Origin of the sequence: Bradyrhizobium sp. SRL28 (assembly GCF_018596315.1) — a bacterium.
Classification (GTDB): Bacteria; Pseudomonadota; Alphaproteobacteria; order Rhizobiales; family Xanthobacteraceae; genus Bradyrhizobium.
The window spans coordinates 40,541-62,750 of sequence record NZ_JAHEAG010000019.1 but is presented as its reverse complement, the minus strand read 5'-3'; the positions used below and the strand labels follow the sequence as shown (position 1 = coordinate 62,750).

The window sequence follows — 22,210 nt, the reverse complement described above, 5'->3', positions numbered from 1 at the left end:
TGCCGACCGAAGCTGCGGATCAGCGCAACGTGTGCAATGCTTTTCGTGCGGCAACGAGATCGACGATTTCGTGTTTGGTATCGAATGCATCGATGATGGTGCGCAGCCGCGCCTCACCCTCCTGGGTACGCCCTAGACGTGCGAGGACTGTTGCTAATTGTGTTGTGGCACGGAGCTCGAATAGTCGCGCTTCTTGGCACTGGGAAACAGCAATCGCTTTTTCGAATAAGCGCACCGCGCCGATCATATCGTTTCTGCAAGCGGCGATTTGGCCGCGAATGCGGATGCATTCAACCAAAGCACATGCTTCGTCGGTATCGATAATGAGGGTGTCGGCCTCATCCAGCAGTTGTGATGCCTCCTTGAGGCGGCCCGCCCGCACCAGAAGATCACACAGCCAGCATATTAGCTCGGCAGTGGTAGATACAATGCCACGACTACGCCAAAGCACCATCCCCTCGCGGGCATCGGCGATACCGGCATCCAGTTCACCCAATCGCGACCGAGCAAGTCCCCGTAATGAAAGACCGTTGCCAAGCCGGGCCGTGTAACCATGCCGTTCGCTGATCTCGATTATCTTTGCCGCGTCCTGCAGCAGCACATCGTTTTGGCCGAGCAGCGCGCACAAACTGCATTTCACCATAAGAGCCCAGACGATGTCGAAGGGCTTCTCAAACTGGTCAATCGCTTGAACAAAGCGCTCCGTCGCTTTGACGGCCTCATCAACAAAACCCATCAAAACCAGCGATCGGAAAAAATAGCCCTCGGTTGGTATGAGTTGATCCGCGCCGCCTAGCAAAATACGTCGACCAGCGTCAGCCCGATCAATCAGGCCTCGGGCCTTATGCAGGGCGTCGAGCGCGAAGCGCCATTCGCCTCGGTTAAAATGGGCAAACCCCTTCGTCGACCAAAGGCCGCTCACGTAGGCCGGCGGTAGTAGATCTGCGTGATTTTCTAGTTGCTCATCGGCGAGTGTCAGATAATCGCGATTGCGCCCGGTAGCATAAAAAAAAGCAGCAAACGATATAGCCACTTCACACTGCAATTCGACCAATGCAGTGTTCGCGGCGGCCCGACGTGCAGCATCAAGCGCCTGAGTAAGGCGCTCAGAACGATAGCCTTCCGACTGCATCAAGGCATTGGCCATCGCCAGGTGGAGACGTGTCATCCGCTCGGCGCCGCCGGACACTTCGTCTAGTCTCTTGCTGCAGTCAATCGCATTGGCAAAGTGCGAGACAGCTTCCCGGGCGGCAGCCCTGGACATGGCGGCCGACCCCGCCTGTTGCCAGTGTTCGAGCGCGCCACCCCAATCGCCGGCTTTCTGAAGATGGTGCGCCAGGACCTCAGGGTTACGCTCAACCGCATCGGCGCGCAGCTCGACCAGGGCAACCGCGATCTGGCGGTGCAATTGGGCCCGTTGATTACGAAGAAGGGTGTCGGTTGCCGCGTCCTGGATCAGTGCGTGTTTGAACTGAAAGCTTTCGCAGTGGGGATTTCTCCGCGGATAGATAAGCTCGGCCTCGATCAGGTCGTGCAGTGCCCGCTTAACCGCGGCAGCGTCTCGCTGGGTCACCGCGATCAGAAGATCGGCATCGAACACCCGGCCCAAAAGTGCCGCCACCTGAATGATTTGCCGGATCGGCGCCAGACGATCCAAACGGGTGTGTAGCGCGGCCTGCAAGGTCGCGGGGATCTCGATGGCCGCGCCGAAGCCGAAATTACTCCTGCTTTCGGCCACCGACTTAGTTAGCTCTTCGATGAATAGCGGCACACCGTCGGTCTTGGCGACCAGTTGCGCCACCATGGCTGCCGGCAGATCATCGGGCGCGACGCGACGAATCATCACTTCGGTCTCGCGGCGGCTGAGCCTGGCGAGTGGCAAGGTCACCATCTGCGACGAGTTCGACCACGGCGCTTCAAACTCCGGTCGCGCGGTCAGCAGAACGAAAAGCCGTTGGGACGCCATGTCCGTGAGCATTTGACCGACGTGTTCTATGGTCGAAGGATCAATCCAGTGGGCGTCCTCGACAATCACAAGGACGGGGCTTCTCCGCTGCACTGCAGAGATAAGCCGCGACAGGGCAGCGAAGACAACCCGGCGAACCTGTTCAGGATCCGCTGGGCCGGCATTCCACGCCGGATCCGCAGTAAGGCCCAGCAGCATGGCGAGCGGTTCGACCACATCGGCGCTGTCCAAATCGAGATCGCCGAGAAAGTGTCGGAGGCGCTCGCGCCGCGTCACGTCATCCTTCTCGCCGGCAAAACCCAGCGCCCGATGCAGTTGCTGGATCACCGGCCAAAGCGCGCTGGCCTGATGTTGTGGAGAACCATAAAAGACAATCTCGGTGTGCGGCGCTTCGCGAAGCTGCATGCGAAGCGTCTGCAGCAAGCGGGATTTGCCGATGCCGGCTTCTCCCTGCAGCAGCACGGCCTGGCCCTCGCCTTCCATCGCGTTCTCCCACCGTTTGGTGAGAAAGCCGAGTTCGGTCTCGCGACCGACGAGTGGGGTCAAGAATTGTCCGCTTCTCGCCTCAAAGCGGTTGGGCGCGGCGCTGGGGCGCAGCACCCGATAGATTGCAATCGGCGAGCTGACGCCCTTGAGCATTTGCGGGCCAAGCGGCTCAATCTCGAAGAAGCCCTCGACGAGGCGCAGCGTCGCCTCGCTCATGACCAGGCTGCCCGGCGGTGCCAAGGCTTGCAGCCGCGCGGCAATATTTGGCGCCTCGCCGACGATACCGTCACTGAGGCGCTTCTCGCCAATTCCCAGTTCACCGACAACAACCGGGCCAGTGTGGACGCCGCAGCGCGCTTCGAGGCTGGCTGTTCGAAGCTCCGTTAGTCCGGCCATGATGTCGAGGCCTGCCTGGACTGCACTCTGGGCGGAATCCTCGTGGGCCCTTGGATAACCAAAATAGGCGTTCACGCCGTCGCCGATGAAAAGGCCAATTTGCCCTTCATGACGCTGAACCGCCTCTACGCACACTTTCTGAAATGACAGCAGCAGATTTCGCAGATCTTCCGGGTCCAACGTTTCAGCGAGGTGGGTCGAGTTGACCACGTCGCAAAAAAGCACGGTCAGTTGCCGCCGTTCCGCTTCAGTTGCTGACTCCGCTGTCGGAACGATCGTAGGCGACGCCATTGACCGCATCGCTGGGTCCGCGAGGTTGCGCAGTCCCTCAATCGCCTGGAGCAGGCGCTTGCGGGCGCCAACCGGCAGGCCGGCCGCCGTGAGGTCTGCATCTGTCAGTTCGGGCAGGATGTCGAGTTCGATGTCCTGAGCCAGCAGCGCGTCGGCGTAGCGCCCCAGTCCTCGCGCCTCAAGCCACTCGCGAAGTTGTGCCATATTGGCGCCCTCGCTGGGTTCGACGTCCGCTCGTCAGGATACTCCCGTACTCTGTTTTAACCAGCAATTATTGGCGAACTTCGCTCTCCAGGGCATGGAGGCATTTCTTCCATGTATGCTGAAACTCGGCGCAATGTCGGCTCAGGGGCGTTCGCGTTGGTTTGACGATGTCCGCGTTGCTTCCGCTTTTCCCGAGGATTCGTGGTACGGCGGAAAGAGCCGCGGTGCGGCGGACATAGCTGCACTTCGCAGCTCGGAATAAATCCTTGGTGCCCCTGGCCGATAATCGCCTAGTCGCATAACGGTTTGAATTTGCAATAGTTTTAGTCGCCGATTGCTGCGGATACCAACAGGAATACCAACAAGATGACGGACGGCAGTAGCTCGCAAAAATAAATCAGCAAGCGCTCGGCAGCAGGCAGGGCCCATGCCGTTCCGGTCTCCACAATCGCCGACCGGAATCCAACCCGGCTCAGACTCGAAATCTTTGAAGGAGGCAGGCGAGCGCTTACTCAGCAGCTTTCAGTCTTCTTCGAAGTGGAATGATTGAAAATCGTGAGTTTGACTCCCACTCTCTCCGCTATTTACGCGATTTTGTACGCCAGACTACGATCTTGTACGATTTCACGCGCCTGGGTCAGTTAGTTGTGCCGGATGCACGCCTATGGCCAGGGCAACAACGGAAGCCTCGTGAAGCGAGCATCTATTCGTTGAATAACTCGAGCAAGGTCGCCGGATTGCCCGCTAAAGTGCGAGAGGCTCATCAAGCAGTTCGAGAAGATTTCGCATGGCGTTTCACCAGATCATTCGAGACCGTGTCGATGATCTCATCGGATAGTGCGGGATCTGGCACCACGCGGGAGAGGACAACCGATCCGATCATTTCGGCGAGCGCCGTTATCGCCGCGCTCCGCTTCGCTTTTGCACTTCTTCCTGGCACGAGCTTGGTGAGAAGCCCGATATAGTTGCTGACGATGCTGCCGAAGCACTCCCGCAGCGCCGGATCGTCGTGACGTGCCGCGTCGGCAGCCATTGCTGCAAGGCCGCACCCTTGCCCCGGATCATCGCGGTGGTAGTGCGACACGTAATGACGCACGAGGGTCTCCAGCGGATCATCGCTCGCTGCAATACGGCGCGCGATATCCTCGCTCATATCCTTGTAGGCCCGCTTGACCGCCTGAACGATGAGGTCGTCCTTTGACTTGAACTGCCGGTAGAAGCCTCCGGGAGTGAGCCCGGCAGCCTTCATCAAGTCGACAAGCCCGATACCGTCGATCCCACGTTCCCGGAACAGCCTTGCGGCGGTCGCGATCACCCGCTCCCGATTCTGCTCGACCGTTTCCTTGCTGACTTTCACGAGCCCTTTCCTTCTGATGGCGACGGCCGACGCATAACGCCGGCATGACCTTTTTCAGCGGGGGCCCGGACTGTCGTCCCAAAGGTCCTTGACAATGATTATATACATAATCATAAATAGACGATGATTACGAGCATAATCATTATCGGCGCTGACAAGGGAATTCGAGATGGCACATGCACAATCGCGCGCAGCGGGAGAAAAGGTAGCCCTGATCACGGGCGCTTCCGGGGGCATCGGGCTTGCGGCCGGACTTGCCCTGATCCGCGCGGGATATCGGGTGTTCGGCACCAGCCGTCAGGCCGCGCCCGACGAGGTGCGACAGGGCATTCATATGCTCCGCTGCGATGTCACCGATGATAAATCAGTCAAGCAACTGATCAAGGACGTCGTCGGGCTTGCAGGCCGGATCGACGTGCTTGTGAACAATGCCGGCCGCAGCTTGATCGGCGCCGCCGAGGAATCATCTCTCGATCAAGCCCAGAGCCTGTTCGACATCAACGTCTTCGGCATCCTTCGCACCACCACTGAAGTGCTGCCGATCATGCGCAAGCAGGGCCAGGGCCGGATCATCAACATCAGTTCGGTGGCCGGCTTCCTGCCCGGACCATATACAGCGCTCTACAACGCCACCAAGCACGCCGTCGAAGGCTATTCCGAATCGCTCGATCACGAACTGCGAACATTCGGCATTCGTGTCTCACTGGTCGAGCCAGTCTTCACCCGCACCGCGCTGGAAGAGAATGGCGACAAGCCCGATCGGATCCTGAGCGTCTACGACAAAGGGCGCACTGCCATGAACGCGACCTGGCGCAACGGCATCGCGGCCGGCGATCCCGTGGAAGCCGTGGCGGACAAGGTGGTGCAGGCTGCCACCGAAAAAGAGCCGAGCATTCGGTACACGCCTGGAAAGGTGGCGGGCCGTCTCCGCCTGATGCGGCGCTTTGTTCCCGAAAAGACCTTCGAGAAGAGTTTTCGCAAGCAGATGGGCGTGGCCGATTGATCCCTCAAATCAAGAGATCTCCAAGCATCTGAAATGTCTCTTTCACCGAGGAGCGACCCATGAAGTACTATTTGTGCAAGTACATCCCGCCGCGCGCCGATTTCCTCGCGACCATGACCGCCGATGAGAAAGCATGGATGAAGCAGCACGGCGCGTTCCTGGATGACCTGCTCGAAAAGGGGCAGATCGTCGCGCACGGCCCTGTCATGGACCCGAGTGGCGGTTATGGCGTGTCGCTCTATCAGATCGCCGATGACCAAGAGATCACGGCGATCACCTCGGAAGACCCCATCGTGAAGAACGGCGCCGGTCATTATGAGCACCACCCGATGCTTCATCTGAAGGCGCGCGGCTGACCGCGCCGCTCCGACGATTTGTCACCATCGATCCCCGGCAGAGCATCCCGATACGAAACTCAATCAGGACAACGTCCATGACGATCGCACTCGTTACCGGCGCCTCGAGCGGCATCGGCGCAGTTTACGCACGCCGCCTGGCCGCACGCGGCCACGATCTCGTGCTCGTCGCTCGCGCGACCGAGAGGCTCAATACCCTCGCCACCGAACTGCGCAATGCGCATGGCATTGCAGTCGAAGTCATCACGGCCGATCTGATCGACGTCTCCCAACTCGAACCGGTTCTCCGACGCCTCCGCTCCGATCCGTCTATCGACATCCTCGTCAACAATGCAGGCGCGGCGTTGATCGGTGATTTCGCGACCGCCGATCCAGTCAGGATGGACGAGCTGCTACGGCTGAACGTGGTCGCGCCGACGTTGCTCGCGTCCGCCGTCGTCGGCCGCATGGTTGAACGCGGCAACGGCGCGATCATCAATATCGCGTCGGTGCTTGCTCTGCTCCCCGAACATTCCCGGGGCATCTACTCCGCCACCAAGTCCTACCTGATGACGCTGTCGCAAGGTCTTGCTGCCGAAGTCGCGTCGAAGGGCGTCTATGTGCAGGCCGTGCTGCCTGCGGCCACGCGCACCGAAATTTACGAACGAGCTGGTGGCGACGCCAGCAAGGTGCCCAATGTCATGGAGGTTGAAGATCTCGTGGATGCGGCCCTGGTCGGCTTCGATCGCAAGGAATTGGTGACAATTCCGCCGGTGCCCGAGGTGGCGGCGTGGGACGCCTTTGAGAAGGCGCGCGGCGTTTTAGCGGCAGGCTTCGGCAACTCCAGGCCCGCCGCGCGTTATCGCGCCTGACGGCGAAGTTGGTCGTCGTCGCTCGCAGATTGGCGCGAGGAAATTGGACATCTGCGCGATCAGAGTGGTCACCATTTCGGAGCGCGCCGCCGGAACCCGAGTGCTTCCCCCGCCACCACGGACCGATTTTGTACGACAACCAACGATTTTGTACGATTTCTTGCGCTTGATGATAGCACCCCTATGTCCGCGCGATCGATCGGCCATCGCCTTCATCAGCCTGGACGGGTTATTGGGCATCGGGTTCGGAGCTATCGGTTCTCTTTCATTGCCACCGCCGAAAGATGACGCTGGCGTTGACGCCTCCGAAGCCGAATCCATTCGAAATCGCATGCTCTATCGTCATGCGCCTGGCCTCACGGGAGACGAGGTCGACGCCTTCCGCGGCCGCATCGCCATTTTCGAGATTGAGGGTGGGCGGTGCAACCTGTTCGCGCAATGCGAGGATTGTAAAGATCGCTTCCGCTCCCCCGGCTGCGCCGAGCAGATGACCAGTCGCCGATTTGGTGGCGCTCACGGCAATTTTACCGTCGCGGCCGAACACGGATTTGATCGCTTCAAGTTCGGAAACATCGCCAACCGGCGTCGAAGTGGAATGGGCGTTGAGATGCTGGATATCGCCGGGCTTGAGGCCGGCCTGCCGCAAGGCGCCTTCCATGGCGCGACGCGCGCCGTCGCCGTCCTCGGGTCCTGACGTGATGTGGTAGGCATCAGCAGTCGTGCCATAGCCGGCGATTTCGGCAATCGGTTGGGCTCCCCGGCGGAGTGCGTGTTCCAACTCTTCGATGACGAGGATACCGGCGCCTTCGCCCATGACGAAGCCGTCGCGGTCGCGGTCGAAGGGCCGGGACGCGCGCGCTGGCGTTTCGTTGAAGCCCGTCGAAAGAGCCCGGACGGCGGCGAAGCCGCCGAGGCTCACCAGATCGATGCAGGCTTCCGAGCCGCCGCAAATCGCAACGTCGGCTTCGCCGGTTCGGATGAGGCGTGCCGCATCGCCGATCGCCTGCACGCTCGCAGCGCAAGCGGTGACCGGCGTACCGATGGGACCCTTGAAGCCGTAGCGGATGGAAATATGACCGGCCGCGAGATTTGCGAGAAAGGAGGGCACCGTGAAGGGCGAGAGGCGCCTGATCCCGCGCTGATCGGTGGTGCGAACTGCTTCGACGATTGCCGGAAAGCCTCCGATGCCGGACGCGATTACGGTCGCCGTCCGCTCGAGCGAGTGTGCGTCGGAAGGAGTCCATGCAGCTTGTGCGACGGCCTCGGCCGTGGCGACCAGTGCGAACAGGATGAAGCGATCCATCCGCCGCTGATCCTTGGGAGGGACGACCAGATCAGGATCGAAGCCGCCATCCGGATCGTCGGCCTTTATCGGCACGATTCCAGCGACCCGAGCGGGAAGGGTAGCCGCCCATTCGGGAAGGGCAGCCAGCCCTGAACGGGCCGCAAGCAGGCGGGACCAACCCAAATCACTGCCGCAACCCAGCGGTGATACCAGTCCCAACCCCGTAACGACGACACGACGCATGATAAGTTACCTTCCAATCCTGGTCCATCGTCGCTGATGGCAGCTAAGCTGCCATTCGCAGCAGATCGATGATCTCGGCTTCGTTTTTGAAGGGCCTCGGATTGGCCTGTACGAAGCGATGATTGATTGCAATCTTGCTAATCTGATCGAATTTGTCTTCGCCTATGCCGACATCAGCGAGGCGGCCAGGTAGTCCAAGTGCTTTTGTGAATGCTGCAAAGGCGTCTGCGGCGTCGCCACCCGGGGCGCCAAGAGCTGTCGCCAAACGCTTCTGCGCATCCTCGGTGAAGGGTTTGTTGTAGCGCAGCAGGCTCGGCATAATGACGGGTGTGCAATAGTAATGGGGAACGTCGAAGGTGCCTCCAAGCACATGGCCAATGCCGTGGCTTGCTCCCATCGGAACGCGTGCCTGTAGGCCGTAAGCCGCGAGCCATGAGCCGTATTGAGATAGTCGACGAGCCTCCAGGTCATCAGGTTGCTGCAAAGTCTGCAGCATTCCCTCACGCAGAATGCGGATGCCTGCCAAGACGACTTCGTCAGCCAACGGGGTGCCGGCGGGCGAGCACAGCGCTTCGATACCGTGATCCATCGAGCGTGTTCCCGATCCCATCCAAAGGTTCGATGGCGTTTGAAGGGTGAGGGCAGGGTCGAGGATAATCGCCAGTGGCATCATTTGGGGATGGAAGAAGATCTGCTTCAACTTATGGCGTTCGTCCGTGACGAGTGCTGCTGCATTGTATTCGCCGCCATTTAGAGTCGATGGTACCGCGATCTGTCGGACTGTGGGCGAAAGGAACGGAGAGAAGCTTACGCCCGGGCCCATGGGAAATGGATCGAAACCGGCTTCATCGCGGATATCATGTTCCATCGCCATGATGACTATCTTAGCGAGATCGATAGCAGAACCTCCCCCAACAGCCACGATTAGATCAGCTTCCGTGTCATTAGCTTGACGGGCCACCTCGGCAGCTTGCTTGCGCGTCGTATGTTGCGCAATTCCATCAAAGGTCGCCACGTGTTTGTCGCCAAGAGCACGACGAATCTTCTCGATCTCATCGGTCTTGGTGTTCAAGGTTCGACTGACGATGAGGAAGACGCGCTTAGCATCCAGTCGCACCGCCTCATCTTTCAAAGCGTCTGCCGCAGCCTTGCCATAAACGAGACGGTCTATTGCTGGAAAATTATGGATCCCGGCTTTGCGCATTTCGTGTCCTCCATGAATTTATAAGATTGACCAGCCATCAAGCGGCGGCGGCTTCGCGAACCTGTTTGGCCGCCGCCTTCAGAAGGGCCTGAGCCAGATCGGGGTCGTTGACGACGCGCGATAGCATCACCGCACCGACCATCGTCGAGAGAATGGCCATCGCTTTTCCTTTGGGCTTCTCGCCGCTGGTTTCGGCAATCAATCGGCTGAGGATTTCGAGATGGTCTTTGATCCCGGCTTCGAATGACGCTTTCACGTCGCTGCCCTGTCTGGCGGCATCTGAGCCGAGCGCCACGATCGGGCAGCCGTCCATCTTTTCATCGCGATGGTCGGCGCTGAGGTAGAACGCAACCACTGCGCCGAGTGGATCCTTGGGTTTCGCCGCGGTCGCGGCCGACCATCGGAGGGTGGCGCTCTCCAATGCCCGCTTGGACGCCTGCGCCGCCAAGTCCTCCTTTGACGCGAACTGCTTGTAAAAGGCGCCTTGGGTGAGCCCGGCACCCTTCATCAGATCCTTGAGGCCGATGCCATCAAAGCCGCACTCCCGAAAAAGGCGACTTGCGACGTTGATTACAGTTTCGCGGTTTTCCGCGGCCTGAATGCGACTCACGCGCATTGTAAATCTCCAATTTTTTAGATTGCACTCGAAATCTATATCAGATATAGAGTTCGAGTGCAATCTATTTGATGAGGCCGTGCCATGAAAAAAAGACCCATTATCGTGCTGGGAAGCATCCTGATCGCGGTGTTCGGGGCGGCCGGATTCGTTACGCTTTCCATCCGCACGCAGGCAGCCTCTACCGTGAGCGACCCGAGGCAGGAACCCCCGATCGTCAGATTGGCGACGGCAGCGCGGGTGACCGGATCCGAACGCGGCTTCACGGGCATCATCGGGGCGAGGGTGCAGAGCAATCTCGGTTTTCGGGTCGCCGGCAAGATCGTGGAACGGTTTGTGAATGCTGGTCAGCCGGTCAAAGCCGGTCAGCCGCTGATGCGGATCGACGAAACCGATCTTCGCCTTGCGGTCATGGCGAAGCGCAACGCCGTTGCTGCAGCGCGTGCATCTTTCGTTCAGACCGAAGCGGATGAACAGCGATACGCCAAGTTGGTGAGCAACGGATGGGCTTCCCGACAGCGCTACGAGCAAGCGAAGGCCGCGTTGGATACCGCCGAGGCGCAACTCGCCACCGCTGAAGCTGACGCGCGGGTCTCCGAGAATGAGGCGACCTATTCGGTCCTGGTTGCGGACGCGGACGGAACGGTGATCGAAACGCTTGGCGAGCCCGGGCAGGTCGTCTCCGCCGGCCAGACAGTCGTTCGAATCGCAAAGGCCGGCCCCCGCGAAGCGGTGGTTGCGCTTCCCGAAACGATCCGGCCCGCCATCGGCTCCGCGGCCGAGGCCCGCGTGTATGGGGCCGATGGGCGGCGCTATACCGCGCATCTGCGGCAGTTGTCGGACGCCGCCGATGCTCAGACCCGTACCTATGAGGCTCGTTATGTGCTCGACGGTGAGGCCGCGGCAGCACCGCTTGGCGCGACGGTAACCATTCGGCTGGCAAGCCAGGCGAGTGAGCCGGAAGTTCAGGTGCCGCTGGGTGCCGTGCTCGATGACGGCCTGAAGACCGGTGTGTGGGTCCTGGATAGCGCCACATCAACCGTCCGCTTTCGGACCATCAAACTTGTTCGGCTGAGCGGCGAAAGCGCGGTGGTCTCCGGATTGAGTTCGGATGATCCGATTGTTTCTCTCGGCGCTCATCTCCTGCAGGAGGGCGCTCGCGTCAGGACTGCGTCTGAAAGCAGAGGCAACTGATGAGCTTCAATCTTTCCGCGATCACCGTTGGAGACCAACAATGCTATACGGTTACATCGTCAAGAACGAAATCCGAAAGACCTTCGACCACGTCAACAACCATCGCTGGGATGAAGCGGTGAAAGCAGTCGCGCCGCATATCCATCACCGCGTTTCCGGTGCCCACGCGCTTGGTGGTGAGCGCCACCACAAAGAAGCTCTGCGCAGCTGGTTTGAGCGCCTCGGCCGCGTCCAGCCCACTCTCCATCTCACGGTCAACAATATCTGGGTGAAGGGCTGGCCGTGAATACCACCGTGTTTGTCCAGTGGGACGGCACCGCAACGCTGCCCCACGGCGACGCGTCGTACGTCAACCGTGGGCTCCACGTGTTCACCCTGCGGTGGGGTAGGGTCCATGCACTCGAGGAATTTCAGGATTCACAGGAAGCGGCCCGTGGGCTTGCTGCCCAAGCGGCAGCTGGCCTCAAAGAAGCTGTCGCCGAACCCATCGTAAGTTAGCAGAAGCGCAGTCAGAGGCCGGCGTTCTTTAGGTCATCGCGGTTCACTCGGCGCCCACCTGCCGCAAGACGGCGGGCGTCAGGACGAACGTCGAGGAATAGGAGCAGCCAAATGCTGAATTTCAATCTTTCCGCGATCGCCGTTCGCGAACGGGCCGTAACCCTGTTCTTCATCCTCCTGATGGCGGCCGCAGGCGCCTACGCCTTCCTCATGCTCGGGCGGGCGGAGGACCCCTCCTTCACCATCAAGACCCTGACGGTCACGACGGTATGGCCAGGCGCGACGGCGCGTGAGATGCAGGACCAGGTCGCCGAACCGTTGGAGAAACGGCTTCAGGAGCTGACCTGGTACGACCGGGTGGAGACGACCACACGGCCAGGCTACGCGTACATGACGGTTACGCTGAAGGACAGCACACCGCCATCTAGCGTGCAGGAGGAGTTCTACCAGGCCCGCAAGAAGCTTGGGGATGAAGCGCGCAAGCTGCCGTCTGGTGTGCTCGGCCCCTTCGTCAACGACGAATATTCGGACGTGAGCTTCGCCCTTTATGCCCTCAAGGCGAAGGGCATGCCGATGCGGGAACTCGCCAGGCAAGCCGAAACCATTCGCCAGGACCTCCTGCACGTGTCCGGTGTCAAGAAGATCAACATCCTCGGCGAACGTCCCCAACAGATATTCATCGAGTTTTCCTTCGCCAAATTGGCAACCCTCGGCGTATCGGCACAGGATATCGTTGCCGCCGTGCAGCGGCAGAACACCGTCACACCGGCAGGCTCGATCGACACCAAGGGGCCGCAGGTTTTCATCCGGGTCGACGGCGCTTATGACAGTGTCCAGGCGATCGCCGACACGCCCATCGTCGCTGCGGGGCGGACGCTGAAGCTTGCCGACATCGCCGATGTCCGCCGAGGCTACGAGGACCCCCCCACCTACCTTATTCGACACCAGGGTGAGCCCTCCATCATGCTCGCGGCGGTTATGCAGGAAGGCTGGGATGGCCTCGCGCTCGGCAAGGCGCTGGAGGAGAGGTCCGCAGCTATCGCTCGGACGCTGCCACTCGGGATGACTCTGGCCAAAGTCAGCGACCAGGCCGTCAACATCACCTCGGCGGTTGACGAATTCATGATGAAATTCGCGATGGCGCTCGGCGTGGTGCTGCTGGTGTGCCTGCTCAGCCTCGGCTGGCGCGTCGGCATCGTCGTGGCGGCTGCCGTCCCTCTGACGCTTGCCGTCGTGTTCCTGATCATGCTGGAAACCGGCCGGTTCTTCGACCGCATCACGCTCGGCGCCCTGATCCTGGCGCTTGGTCTTCTCGTGGACGACGCCATCATCGCCATCGAGGTGATGGTGGTGAAAATGGAAGAGGGCATGGACCGCATCAAGGCGGCGGCCTATGCGTGGAGCCATACTGCGGCGCCGATGCTGTCCGGTACACTCGTGACGGTCGCCGGATTCCTGCCGGTCGGCTTCGCGCGCTCGACTGCCGGCGAATACGCCGGCAACATCTTTTGGGTCGTGGGGTTCGCCCTCATTGTCTCCTGGATCGTCGCGGTGGTCTTCACGCCCTATCTTGGCGTCAAGATGCTTCCGGCGATCAAACCGATCGAAGGCGGTCACCACGCGATCTACGGCACACCGAACTATCGACGCCTGCGAGGGATCATCACCTTCGCCGTGCGCCACAAGTTCGTTACCTGCAGCATCGTCGCTATCGCTTTCGCGCTTTCCGGCGTCGGCATGGGCGCCATCAAACAGCAGTTCTTCCCGACGTCCGACCGCCCCGAGGTGCTGGTGGAGGTTCGTTTACCGGAAGGCACCAGCATTGAGACGACGACCGCCGCAGTCGAAAAACTCGAGCACTGGCTGGACCACCAGTCGGAGGCTAAGATCGTCACGAGCTATGTCGGTCAGGGCGCTCCCCGATTCTTCTTCGCGATGGCGCCTGAGCTGCCTGATCCGGCCTTCGCCAAGATCGTCGTGCTTACACCGGACGCGGACGCGCGCGAGGCTTTGAAGCATCGGCTCCGACAGGCGGTGTCAGATGGGCTTGCGCCGGAGGCTAGCGTGCGCGTCACTCAGCTTGTGTTCGGACCCTACACGCCCTTCCCGGTCGAGTTTCGCGTCATGGGGCCTGACCCCGCGCAATTGTACGCCATCTCTGACAAAGCGCTCGATGTCATGCGTGGCGTTCCCGATGTGCGGCAAGCGAACCGCGATTGGGGCAATCGCACACCCGTGCTCCGCTTCATCCCGGATCAGGATCGACTGAACCTCATCGGCCTCTCGTCGGCGGAGGTGGGCAGGCAGCTGCAGTTCCTTCTCACGGGCGTCGTCGTTACGCAGGTCCGCGAGGACATTCGCAATGTCCCCATCGTGGCACGCAGCGCGGGCGGCGAGCGGCTGGATCCGGCGCGTCTGGCGGATTTCTCACTGATGAGCAGGGACGGCCGCCCGATTCCGCTCGACCAGATCGGCCATTCGGAAATCCGTCTGGAAGAGCCGATTATGAAACGCCGCGATCGCACACCCGTCGTCACGATTCGCTCGGACATCAACGAGGCGAACCAGCCTCCAGAGGTCTCCAAGGAGATCAAGACGGCGCTTGAGCCGCTGATCGCATCCCTTCCGGCCGGCTATCGCATCGAATTGGGCGGATCGATCGAAGAGGCAACCAAGGCCAATGACGCGTTGGCGACGGTCTTTCCCGCCATGATCGCGGCCATGCTGATCGTCACCATGCTTCAGGTGCGATCCTTCTCGACGATGGCGATGGTCATGCTGACGGCACCGCTTGGCCTCGTCGGCGTCGTACCGATGCTGCTCGCCTTTAATCAGCCCTTCGGATTCAACGCCATTCTGGGCCTGATAGGACTGGCGGGCATCCTGATGCGCAATACTCTCATCCTGACCGAACAAATCAAGGAGAACCGCGCTGCCGGCCTTGATGACTATCACGCGGTCATCGAGGCCACGGTGCAACGCACGAGGCCCGTGATCCTGACCGCACTTGCCGCCGTGCTGGCTTTCATCCCTCTCACGCACTCCGTCTTCTGGGGATCGATGGCCTATACGCTGATTGGCGGCACCGCGGTCGGCACGGTGCTGATCCTGCTGTTCCTTCCTGCACTTTATGCCGCGTGGTTTCGGATTAGCCCGGCTGCAGACGAGGCCCATGAGGATTCGCTGGAGGAATTAAATTTGCGAACAGCAATGGCTGCCGAGTAAGGCGCTCTTGTCGGAGGAGATGCTTCAATCCGCGACGGCGTGATCACCGAATCTTCAAACTACCAGAACCTCGATGCAGAATCTTGAAAACTGCCTCTGCAACCGCACCGCGTTTCGCGTGTAGTCCCCCGGTAGACTGGCTGACGCCTTCATCATCGACAGCAAACGCCACCGAAATACTGCATGGGCCCAAAGGTGGCTCGCCTACGGTTTTTGTTTTCTCCAAAGGCGGCTGGTTAGTTTTAAAATAGAATGCTGGTGACATCTCTTCGGAGAGCAGCGCCTCGCCGTACCTTTGGCCTGCGGGCACGCGTTGTCCTTTCCGCGGGATTATGATCTAAGTGCTTGACGAGTTCTAAAAAAGAACTGTATTGTCTCCCGAGGCGACGTGCCGCGGAAAGGTGCGCGTTTGGGAGGACGAGCAATGTTGGTGAACTGGAAGGCCGTTGCGGTTGTGGCTCTGCTTTTGAGCGGCCCGGCATTCGCGGCGGACGAGCCGGGAATCTCTGCTACCGAGATCAAGATCGGTGGCGTCTTTCCCTTCAGCGGACCGGCGTCATCGATCGGTCTCGTGGGCAAGGGAGTTATCGCCTATATTCAGTCGGTCAACGACCGCGGCGGCATCAACGGACGCAAAATCAACTACGTCGCATATGACGACGTATACAGCCCTCCCAAAGCCGTGGAGCACGTTCGCAAACTCGTTGAGAGCGACGAAGTGTCGTTCATGTTCGGCCAGCTTGGTACTCCCGGCATCTCGGCTACGGCAAAATACCTGCGGTCGAAAGGAGTGCCCAGCATCGCAATTATCAGCGGGTCATCCAAGTTCACGGACGTGGCCAGTTACCCCCTGACTACGACAGGTCTTGTCAGTTACGACACCGAAGGAAAGATCTATGCCAAGTATCTGACGAAGACATTGCCGAACGCCAAGTATGCCATCCTCTATCAGAACGACGATCTCGGCAAAGACTATGTCAGCGCGTTCAAGGCGTTTCTCGGAAAGGATTTCGACCGAAAGGTCGTGACCGCTTCCTATGAGGTCACCGAACCGACGGTTGATTCACAGGTGGTCAATCTGAAGAGCTCCGGTGCGGATGCCCTCGTGATCGCCGGCACACCGAAGTTCGCCGCTCAAGCCATCCGGCAGGCGTCGGTGATCGGCTGGAAGGCGACCGTAATCATCAATTTCCCATCCGGTTCTGTCGGAGGCACGCTCGCACCCGCCGGTCTCGACAAATCAGTCGGCGTGATCGTCGGCACGACCAACAAGGATATTCTGGATCCGACATGGAAAGATGACCCTGGCATGCAGGCCTACCGGGCATTTCTGGACAAGTATTTGCCGGGCGTCGATATCACCAATGGCAGCTATCTGACCGGCTACCAGCAAGGCGTCCTGCTCGAGCAGATTCTAAAGCAATGCGGCAATGATCTGTCCCGCAAGAATATTCTCGCGCAGGCCAAGAACCTCAGGGATTTCGTGGTGCCGACCGTGCTGCCTGGCGTCAAGGTCAACACCACCGACACGGTGAACATGATCTGGACACAGATGCGACTGCAGCGATGGACCGGTACAAGTTGGGAAGGCTTCGGGGAAGTGCTGGATGCCAAGTCCGAGTGAATTCACTGGGCGAAGCGACGGGGGCGGCAGTTGGCGGGCTGGTTGCCAACTGCCGGCTGGTCTGGCCCGAAAGCCGATTGATCGTTCGCGCGATCCAGGCAGGTAGGTCCAGCGGACATGGCATCAGAAGCGACGAATCGTGCCCCCGCGCGCTTGTCGACCATCACAGCGGTTCAGGAGATTGTTTCGATGTCGACGAAGCCACTGACGTTCGCGCCGAGGGAGCTTTCCATAGAGCGTCGAACCGACGGCACGCTCATATTGAGCTCGCCACTTGAGTTAGGAAAGTGCGATTGGCGTATCACGGATTTTCTTCCGAGCTGGGCTAATTCTGTTCCCGATAGAATTTTTCTTGCGCAACGCAATGCGGAAGGGGGATGGGACGAGATCACCTATCGCGAAGCATGGTCGCAGGTCCAGGCGGTCGGCCAAAGCCTGATCGAGATGGGCGCAAAGCCGGCTGACAAGCTGGCGGTACTTTCAGGAAATTCGATCGAGAACGCGGTGATCTCGTTCGCCGCGATGTCAATAGGGGTAATCCTGGCGCCGATATCGCCAAACTACACGCTGATGCCCGGCGGCCTAGCTCGTCTCAAAGATATAGCGGAAGCGCTGCGCCCGAACTTCGTTTTCGTCCAGAGCGGGCGCGACTTTTCCGCGGGGCGCTCGATTTCGGAACTTGCAGCCGCAACCTGGATCAGTGTCGATGGAGCGCCGGATACCGTGCCTTTCGGCGCACTGAAAGCCCGAACGGGGAGCGAAGGATTTGCGGATGCTTCATTGGCGGTTTCTTGCGACGCTGTCGCAAAGATTCTCTTCACATCAGGTTCGACCGGTTTCCCCAAAGGCGTGCTCAATACCCACCGCATGATGGCGACTTCCCTGCAAATGGGGAGTCTGCTGGTGTCTCCTCCGGACGCGCCGGTGCAGGTCGAGTGGCTGCCCTGGCACCATACGATGGGCAGCAACGTCATCCTTCACGGCATTCTCAAGAATGGCGGTACGCTCTACATCGACGATGGCCGGCCGCTGCCTCAGCTCTTCCACAAGACGGTCGCGAATCTCAAGGAGATTTCGCCCACCGCCATGTTCAACGTACCTGCCGGCTACAATCTCCTATGTGGTGCAATCGAGAACGACCTCGAACTTGGCGCCAGCGTATTCAAGCGGATGGATCGATTGAGCTATGCCGGGGCTGCAATCTCGCAGGCCACGCTTGAGAAACTCTATCGGCTGACATCGTCGATCACTGGCCGGCGAATTCCCGTCATGTCGGGCTACGGCACTACCGAAACGGCCCCGACAATCAGTACGACCCATTGGGCGACCGACCAGCCGGGAGAGATCGGTCTTCCCGCGCCGGGTCTGCAATTAAAACTGATCCCTGTTTCCGATACGTACGAGGCGAGGGTCAAGGGACCCAACGTTACGTCAGGTTATCTCGGAAGGCCGGATTTGACGGAACAGGCCTTCGATGAGGAAGGATTCTATCGCATCGGCGATACCGTCTCGTTTCTGGATCCCCAGAAGCCGGAGCTTGGGTTGCGCTTTACAGGCAGAATTTCCGAGAACTTCAAACTCGCGAACGGCACGTGGGTCTCGATCGGGAATATGCGAGCGGCCATTCTGGCTGCAACCCGGGGCGTATTGCTGGACCTCGTCGTCGCGGGAGAAAATCGTGAATCGTGCGCGCTGCTCTGCTGGTTGAATCCGGCCGAGGCAGCGCGGATCTCGAAGACCCCAGCGTCCGATTTGCCCTGCGACCCTCTCGTAGTTCAATTCCTGAAAGACCGTTTTCGGGAGTACAATGAAACCGTCGGAAGCAGCGAAAGAATTTGTTCGTTCTCGCTGCTCAAGGAGCCGCCATCGATGGCGGCAGGCGAAATCACCGACAAGGCCTACGTCAATCAGCGGGCCGTGTTGAGCCACCGATCGTGGTGCGTCGAAAGGCTGTATGCAGAGCCGCCGAGCGAAGACGTGATAGTGATTTAAGCGTGAGCGGCCTGACGGACGATCACGCCGCTTGCTTGCGGGTCTTTGGCTTTGCGGGCTTGTCGCGAGAAATCCGTTCCGAAGGCGGGCGGGCCCCGGGGCCGGGGTGGGTGTGTACCTCCTTGGCCAAAAGCGGCTCCCCGCATTCGGAGCACACCATGACCGGATCGAAGTTCTTGCCGCATTTGCGGTGCTGATGCAGCAACGGCCGCCCGCGTTCGTCGACCATGTGGGTGTCGCCCCAATGGACGAGCGCCATCATGATCGGATAGAGGTCGAGACCCTTCTGCGTCAGGATATACTCATGGCGCTTAGGCGACTCCTGGTATGGAATGCGGCGCAGCACGCCCTGCCGAACCAGCTTTTTCAGCCGCTCTGCGAGCAAATGGCGCGTGATTCCAAGCGCTGACTGAAAGCCCTCGAAGCGGCGCGTACGCAGAAAGCATTCGCGGAGGATCAGAAGCGTCCAACGGTCACCGATCACACCGATGGTTCGAGCCATCGAACATGGCTCTTGCTCAAGTTCATCCCATTTCATTCCTGCTCTCCGGTCGGCAGGCGCCTATTCCGTTCGAATCAACCCAGGGAACCGCAGCCGCTTCTACCATTCTAGATAGGTACTAAATGCCAAACAATACCCCGCGACCAGTTAAATCTAGCAGAATTCAGCGTAGATTGACAGTTCGATTTTAGAACTGTATGACCGAATGGTAGCCGAGCTTCGGCTGGAAGATCACCAAATCCGACTACCCATTTCGCTCTGCGGGAGGAACTGACATGCCCCTGAAAGTTGAATTCCTGTTCGATTTCGGCAGCCCGAACGCTTACCTGGCGGAACTGGTCCTGCCGGGAATCGAATGGCGCACCGGCGTGAAATTCGAATATGTCCCGGTTCTGCTCGGCGGCATCTTCAAGGGGACCGGCAACATGTCACCGTTCGACTCGCTCCGCGGAATCAAGAACAAGCCGGAATACCAGGCGCTCGAGACCCAGCGCTTCATTCGCCGCCATAACATCACGAAATTTCGGCAGAATCCGTTCTTTCCGGTCAACACGCTGATGCTGATGCGCGGCGCCGTCGCGGCTCAGTTCGAAGGCATGTTTGAACCCTATTTCCGCGCTGCCTATCATCATATGTGGGAAGAGCCGAAGAAGATGGATGATCTCGAAACTTTCCGAAACGCATTCATCTCCTCCGGCATCGATATCGACCGGTTGATCGCGCGTGCGCAGCAGGATGACGTCAAGAAGGGGTTGATCGATCGGACCACCGACGCGGTTGGCCGCGGAGCATTCGGCTCACCGACTTTCTTCGTTGGAAAGGAAATGTTCTTCGGCAAGGACCAACTCCGTGACGTCGAGGAGTCGATCGTCGAACAGACCAGTCAGCTGGTTTCGAAAACGGCCTAAGGTTGGGAATTTAGGCCCGCAGAGCCGGGCCGATGTCCTGGGCCTGCATGAGGAAAACTCAGTCGGCTCCACAACGAAGTAAACTCAGGGAGAATGCCCATGCCTGGCCCACTTAGCGGTGTTCGAGTCCTGGATTTGACAGGCGTGGTGTCCGGTCCCTACGCGACCATGTTTCTGGCGGATCAGGGCGCTGACGTCCTGAAGATCGAGCCGATTGGCGGCGATATTACGCGGCGAAGCCGCGCCACCATTGCCAAGGATGGCGAGTTCTCCGCGCTTTTTATCTCTTCGAACCGCGGCAAGCGCTCACTGTCGATCGACGTCAAGAGCGCGGCCGGCCGAGAGGTTCTTGCCAAGCTGGTCGCGCAGGCCGACGTCCTGGTGCAGAATTTCCGGCCCGGCACCATGGAGCGCCTCGGTCTCGGCGTCGATGAGTTGCGCCAACGCCATCCGCGCTTGATCTATGTCTCGATCAGCGGCGTCGGCGAGACCGGCCCGTATGTGAAGAAGCGCGTCTATGATCCGATCATACAGGCGCTGTCGGGCTTTGCCGATATCCAGTCGCAGCCGGTAACGAACCGTCCGCAGATGATCCGCACGATCGTATGCGACAAGACCACCGCCGTGTTCACCGCGCAGGCGGTGGCAGCGGCGCTCTACGCTCGCGAGAAGACCGGGCAGGGCGATCATATTCAGGTCGCAATGTTGGATGCGATGATTTCGTATCTGTGGCCTGAGGGCATGATGCAATACACGGTGGTAGGAGCCGAGACCACCGCCGCGGATCCCAACGACCGGCCGGATCTCGTGTTCAAGACCAGCGACGGCTACATCACGGCCGGTACAATTTCGGATTCCGAATGGCAGGGCTTTTGCCGGGCCTCTGGCGATCCCGAGCTTGCCAACGATCCCCGCTTTGCGACTCCGGGCGCGCGCTCGGTCAATGCCACGGCCCGCATCAACAAGATGGCGGAATACATCGGCCAGCACACCACAGCCGAATGGCTGGAGCGCCTGGACGCGGCTGACGTCCCTTGCGCGCCGATCCTGCGGCGCGGGGAAATCATCCACAACGAACAGGTAATCGCGCGCGGCATCATCGCGGAGTTCGATCAGCCGAAGGTCGGTCGGGTGCGGCAGCCGAAGCCGGCGGCTCGCTTTGAGATCAATGAGGCCGCGATTGGCGGACCAGCTCCCCGCGTCGGCGAGCACTCGCGCGACGTGTTGCGGGAGCTGGGTTACGACGATAGCGCCATCGACAAGATGGTCGCCGAGCGTAGCGTGCGCGTGGCGGTCTAACCTCGTACCCTGCGCGAGTGGTGGTCGGTTTCTAAACCTTGGCCGGCACCGGCGTGATTGGTGCTATCGGGACATTCGCCGCGACAGCTCGCTGGTAGGCGTCCCGGTTCTTGATGCGTTCGAGATAGGGCTGCGCATTGTCGCAAATGCCAACGCCATAGGCGACGGCCCACTCAAGGCAGGTCGTGAGCAGGATGTCGGCGCTGGTAAACCGGTCGCCCATCAGGAATTGCCGACCGTCTGCGAGCGCGACTTCGACATGGCGCAGCTGCTGGCGGAAATACTCGCCTGCCTGGGCAACGACCTCGGGCGCAATACCGTAGATCGGACCGAGCGCATCGGCCCGATGGCGGCGCATCACGTAAAGGCTGGTTGAATCCAGTTCCGCGACGATAAAGAAACACCATTCCAGCCACGCGGCATATTCACGGGTGGTTTCAGGAATCAGCGAGCGCTCCGTCGTGGAGTACATTCGCGACAGGTAGGCAACGATCGCGGCGCTCTCGCCGATGCAGAAGTCGCCGTCCTGAAGCAGCGGAATCTTCTGGCGCGGATTGAGCTTGGTGTATTCCGCGGTCTTGGTCTCGCCCGTTCGCGGTCCGATCGGCTTTGTCGTGTAGACCAGGCCCAGCTCGTGCATGGCCCAATGCGGACGGATGGTGCGGCTTGTCCCAACACCCCATAGGGTCAGGTTTGGTGTCGCGCTCATG

At 60.0% G+C, this 22,210-nt stretch carries 17 protein-coding genes; 10 read left to right on the top strand and 7 right to left on the bottom strand.

Going from position 1 to position 22,210, the window contains the following annotated elements; all coding sequences use genetic code 11:
* Window positions 1–19: 19 nt before the first annotated feature.
* Window positions 20–3,343 (bottom strand): AAA family ATPase, encoded by a 3,324-nt coding sequence (locus KIP88_RS28800; RefSeq protein ID WP_214491484.1) that lies wholly within the window; start codon window positions 3,341–3,343, stop codon window positions 20–22.
* A gap of 763 nt (window positions 3,344–4,106) precedes the next feature.
* Entirely contained in the window at window positions 4,107–4,700 is a 594-nt protein-coding gene (locus KIP88_RS28795; RefSeq protein ID WP_214491483.1) for a TetR/AcrR family transcriptional regulator, read from the bottom strand.
* Between the two features lie 169 nt (window positions 4,701–4,869).
* On the opposite strand from KIP88_RS28795, the gene KIP88_RS28790 reads away from it, so the two are divergent.
* From KIP88_RS28790 to KIP88_RS28780, 3 genes are all read left to right on the top strand, one after another.
* Window positions 4,870–5,703, top strand: coding sequence for an oxidoreductase (locus tag KIP88_RS28790; RefSeq protein WP_214491482.1), 834 nt, complete (start codon window positions 4,870–4,872; stop codon window positions 5,701–5,703).
* 59 nt (window positions 5,704–5,762) lie between these two features.
* Window positions 5,763–6,059, top strand: a complete 297-nt coding sequence (locus KIP88_RS28785; protein ID WP_214491481.1) for a YciI family protein — start codon at window positions 5,763–5,765, stop codon at window positions 6,057–6,059.
* A gap of 77 nt (window positions 6,060–6,136) precedes the next feature.
* Window positions 6,137–6,910, top strand: a complete 774-nt coding sequence (locus KIP88_RS28780; RefSeq protein ID WP_214491480.1) for an SDR family oxidoreductase — start codon at window positions 6,137–6,139, stop codon at window positions 6,908–6,910.
* Between the two features lie 265 nt (window positions 6,911–7,175).
* Here the strand turns inward: KIP88_RS28780 and fabF are convergent, their stop codons facing one another.
* Genes fabF through KIP88_RS28765 form a run of 3 tightly spaced genes read right to left on the bottom strand, consistent with a single transcriptional unit; the run spans window position 7,176 to window position 10,258 of the window.
* A complete protein-coding gene (gene fabF, locus KIP88_RS28775) occupies window positions 7,176–8,438 on the bottom strand; it encodes a beta-ketoacyl-ACP synthase II (protein ID WP_214491479.1) in 1,263 nt (420 codons plus the stop codon).
* Between the two features lie 43 nt (window positions 8,439–8,481).
* Window positions 8,482–9,642 carry an iron-containing alcohol dehydrogenase gene (locus tag KIP88_RS28770; RefSeq protein WP_214491478.1) on the bottom strand — a complete coding sequence of 387 codons (1,161 nt, stop codon included), beginning with the start codon at window positions 9,640–9,642 and terminating at the stop codon, window positions 8,482–8,484.
* A gap of 37 nt (window positions 9,643–9,679) precedes the next feature.
* Entirely contained in the window at window positions 9,680–10,258 is a 579-nt protein-coding gene (locus KIP88_RS28765; protein WP_214491477.1) for a TetR/AcrR family transcriptional regulator, read from the bottom strand.
* Window positions 10,259–10,342: 84 nt separating this feature from the next.
* Here KIP88_RS28765 and KIP88_RS28760 point away from each other — a divergent pair, with 84 nt between their 5' ends.
* The 5 genes from KIP88_RS28760 (at window position 10,343) to KIP88_RS28740 (ending at window position 18,791) form a co-directional block, all read left to right on the top strand.
* The gene (locus KIP88_RS28760; protein ID WP_214491476.1) at window positions 10,343–11,452 is read left to right on the top strand and encodes an efflux RND transporter periplasmic adaptor subunit; all 1,110 of its coding nucleotides are present in this window, start codon (window positions 10,343–10,345) and stop codon (window positions 11,450–11,452) included.
* 40 nt (window positions 11,453–11,492) lie between these two features.
* The gene (locus KIP88_RS46715) at window positions 11,493–11,738 is read left to right on the top strand and encodes a nuclear transport factor 2 family protein (RefSeq protein ID WP_249791082.1); all 246 of its coding nucleotides are present in this window, start codon (window positions 11,493–11,495) and stop codon (window positions 11,736–11,738) included.
* Window positions 11,739–12,064: 326 nt separating this feature from the next.
* Entirely contained in the window at window positions 12,065–15,175 is a 3,111-nt protein-coding gene (locus KIP88_RS28750) for an efflux RND transporter permease subunit (protein WP_214491562.1), read from the top strand.
* A 424-nt stretch (window positions 15,176–15,599) separates the two neighbouring features.
* Window positions 15,600–16,799, top strand: a complete 1,200-nt coding sequence (locus KIP88_RS28745; RefSeq protein ID WP_214491475.1) for an ABC transporter substrate-binding protein — start codon at window positions 15,600–15,602, stop codon at window positions 16,797–16,799.
* A 117-nt stretch (window positions 16,800–16,916) separates the two neighbouring features.
* Window positions 16,917–18,791, top strand: coding sequence for an AMP-binding protein (locus KIP88_RS28740; protein WP_214491474.1), 1,875 nt, complete (start codon window positions 16,917–16,919; stop codon window positions 18,789–18,791).
* A 22-nt stretch (window positions 18,792–18,813) separates the two neighbouring features.
* On the opposite strand, the gene KIP88_RS28735 is transcribed toward KIP88_RS28740, so the two are convergent.
* Complete coding sequence (locus tag KIP88_RS28735; RefSeq protein ID WP_214491473.1) at window positions 18,814–19,329, bottom strand: helix-turn-helix domain-containing protein; 516 nt, start codon at window positions 19,327–19,329, stop codon at window positions 18,814–18,816.
* 239 nt (window positions 19,330–19,568) lie between these two features.
* On the opposite strand from KIP88_RS28735, the gene KIP88_RS28730 reads away from it, so the two are divergent.
* Together KIP88_RS28730 and KIP88_RS28725 are read left to right on the top strand one after the other, a co-directional pair.
* On the top strand, window positions 19,569–20,201 hold the full coding sequence (locus KIP88_RS28730; protein ID WP_214491472.1) for a 2-hydroxychromene-2-carboxylate isomerase: 633 nt from the start codon (window positions 19,569–19,571) through the stop codon (window positions 20,199–20,201).
* 99 nt (window positions 20,202–20,300) lie between these two features.
* Window positions 20,301–21,500 (top strand): CaiB/BaiF CoA-transferase family protein, encoded by a 1,200-nt coding sequence (locus tag KIP88_RS28725; RefSeq protein WP_214491471.1) that lies wholly within the window; start codon window positions 20,301–20,303, stop codon window positions 21,498–21,500.
* A 31-nt stretch (window positions 21,501–21,531) separates the two neighbouring features.
* Here the strand turns inward: KIP88_RS28725 and KIP88_RS28720 are convergent, their stop codons facing one another.
* Entirely contained in the window at window positions 21,532–22,209 is a 678-nt protein-coding gene (locus KIP88_RS28720) for a glutathione S-transferase family protein (protein ID WP_214491470.1), read from the bottom strand.
* Window position 22,210 lies beyond the last annotated feature (1 nt).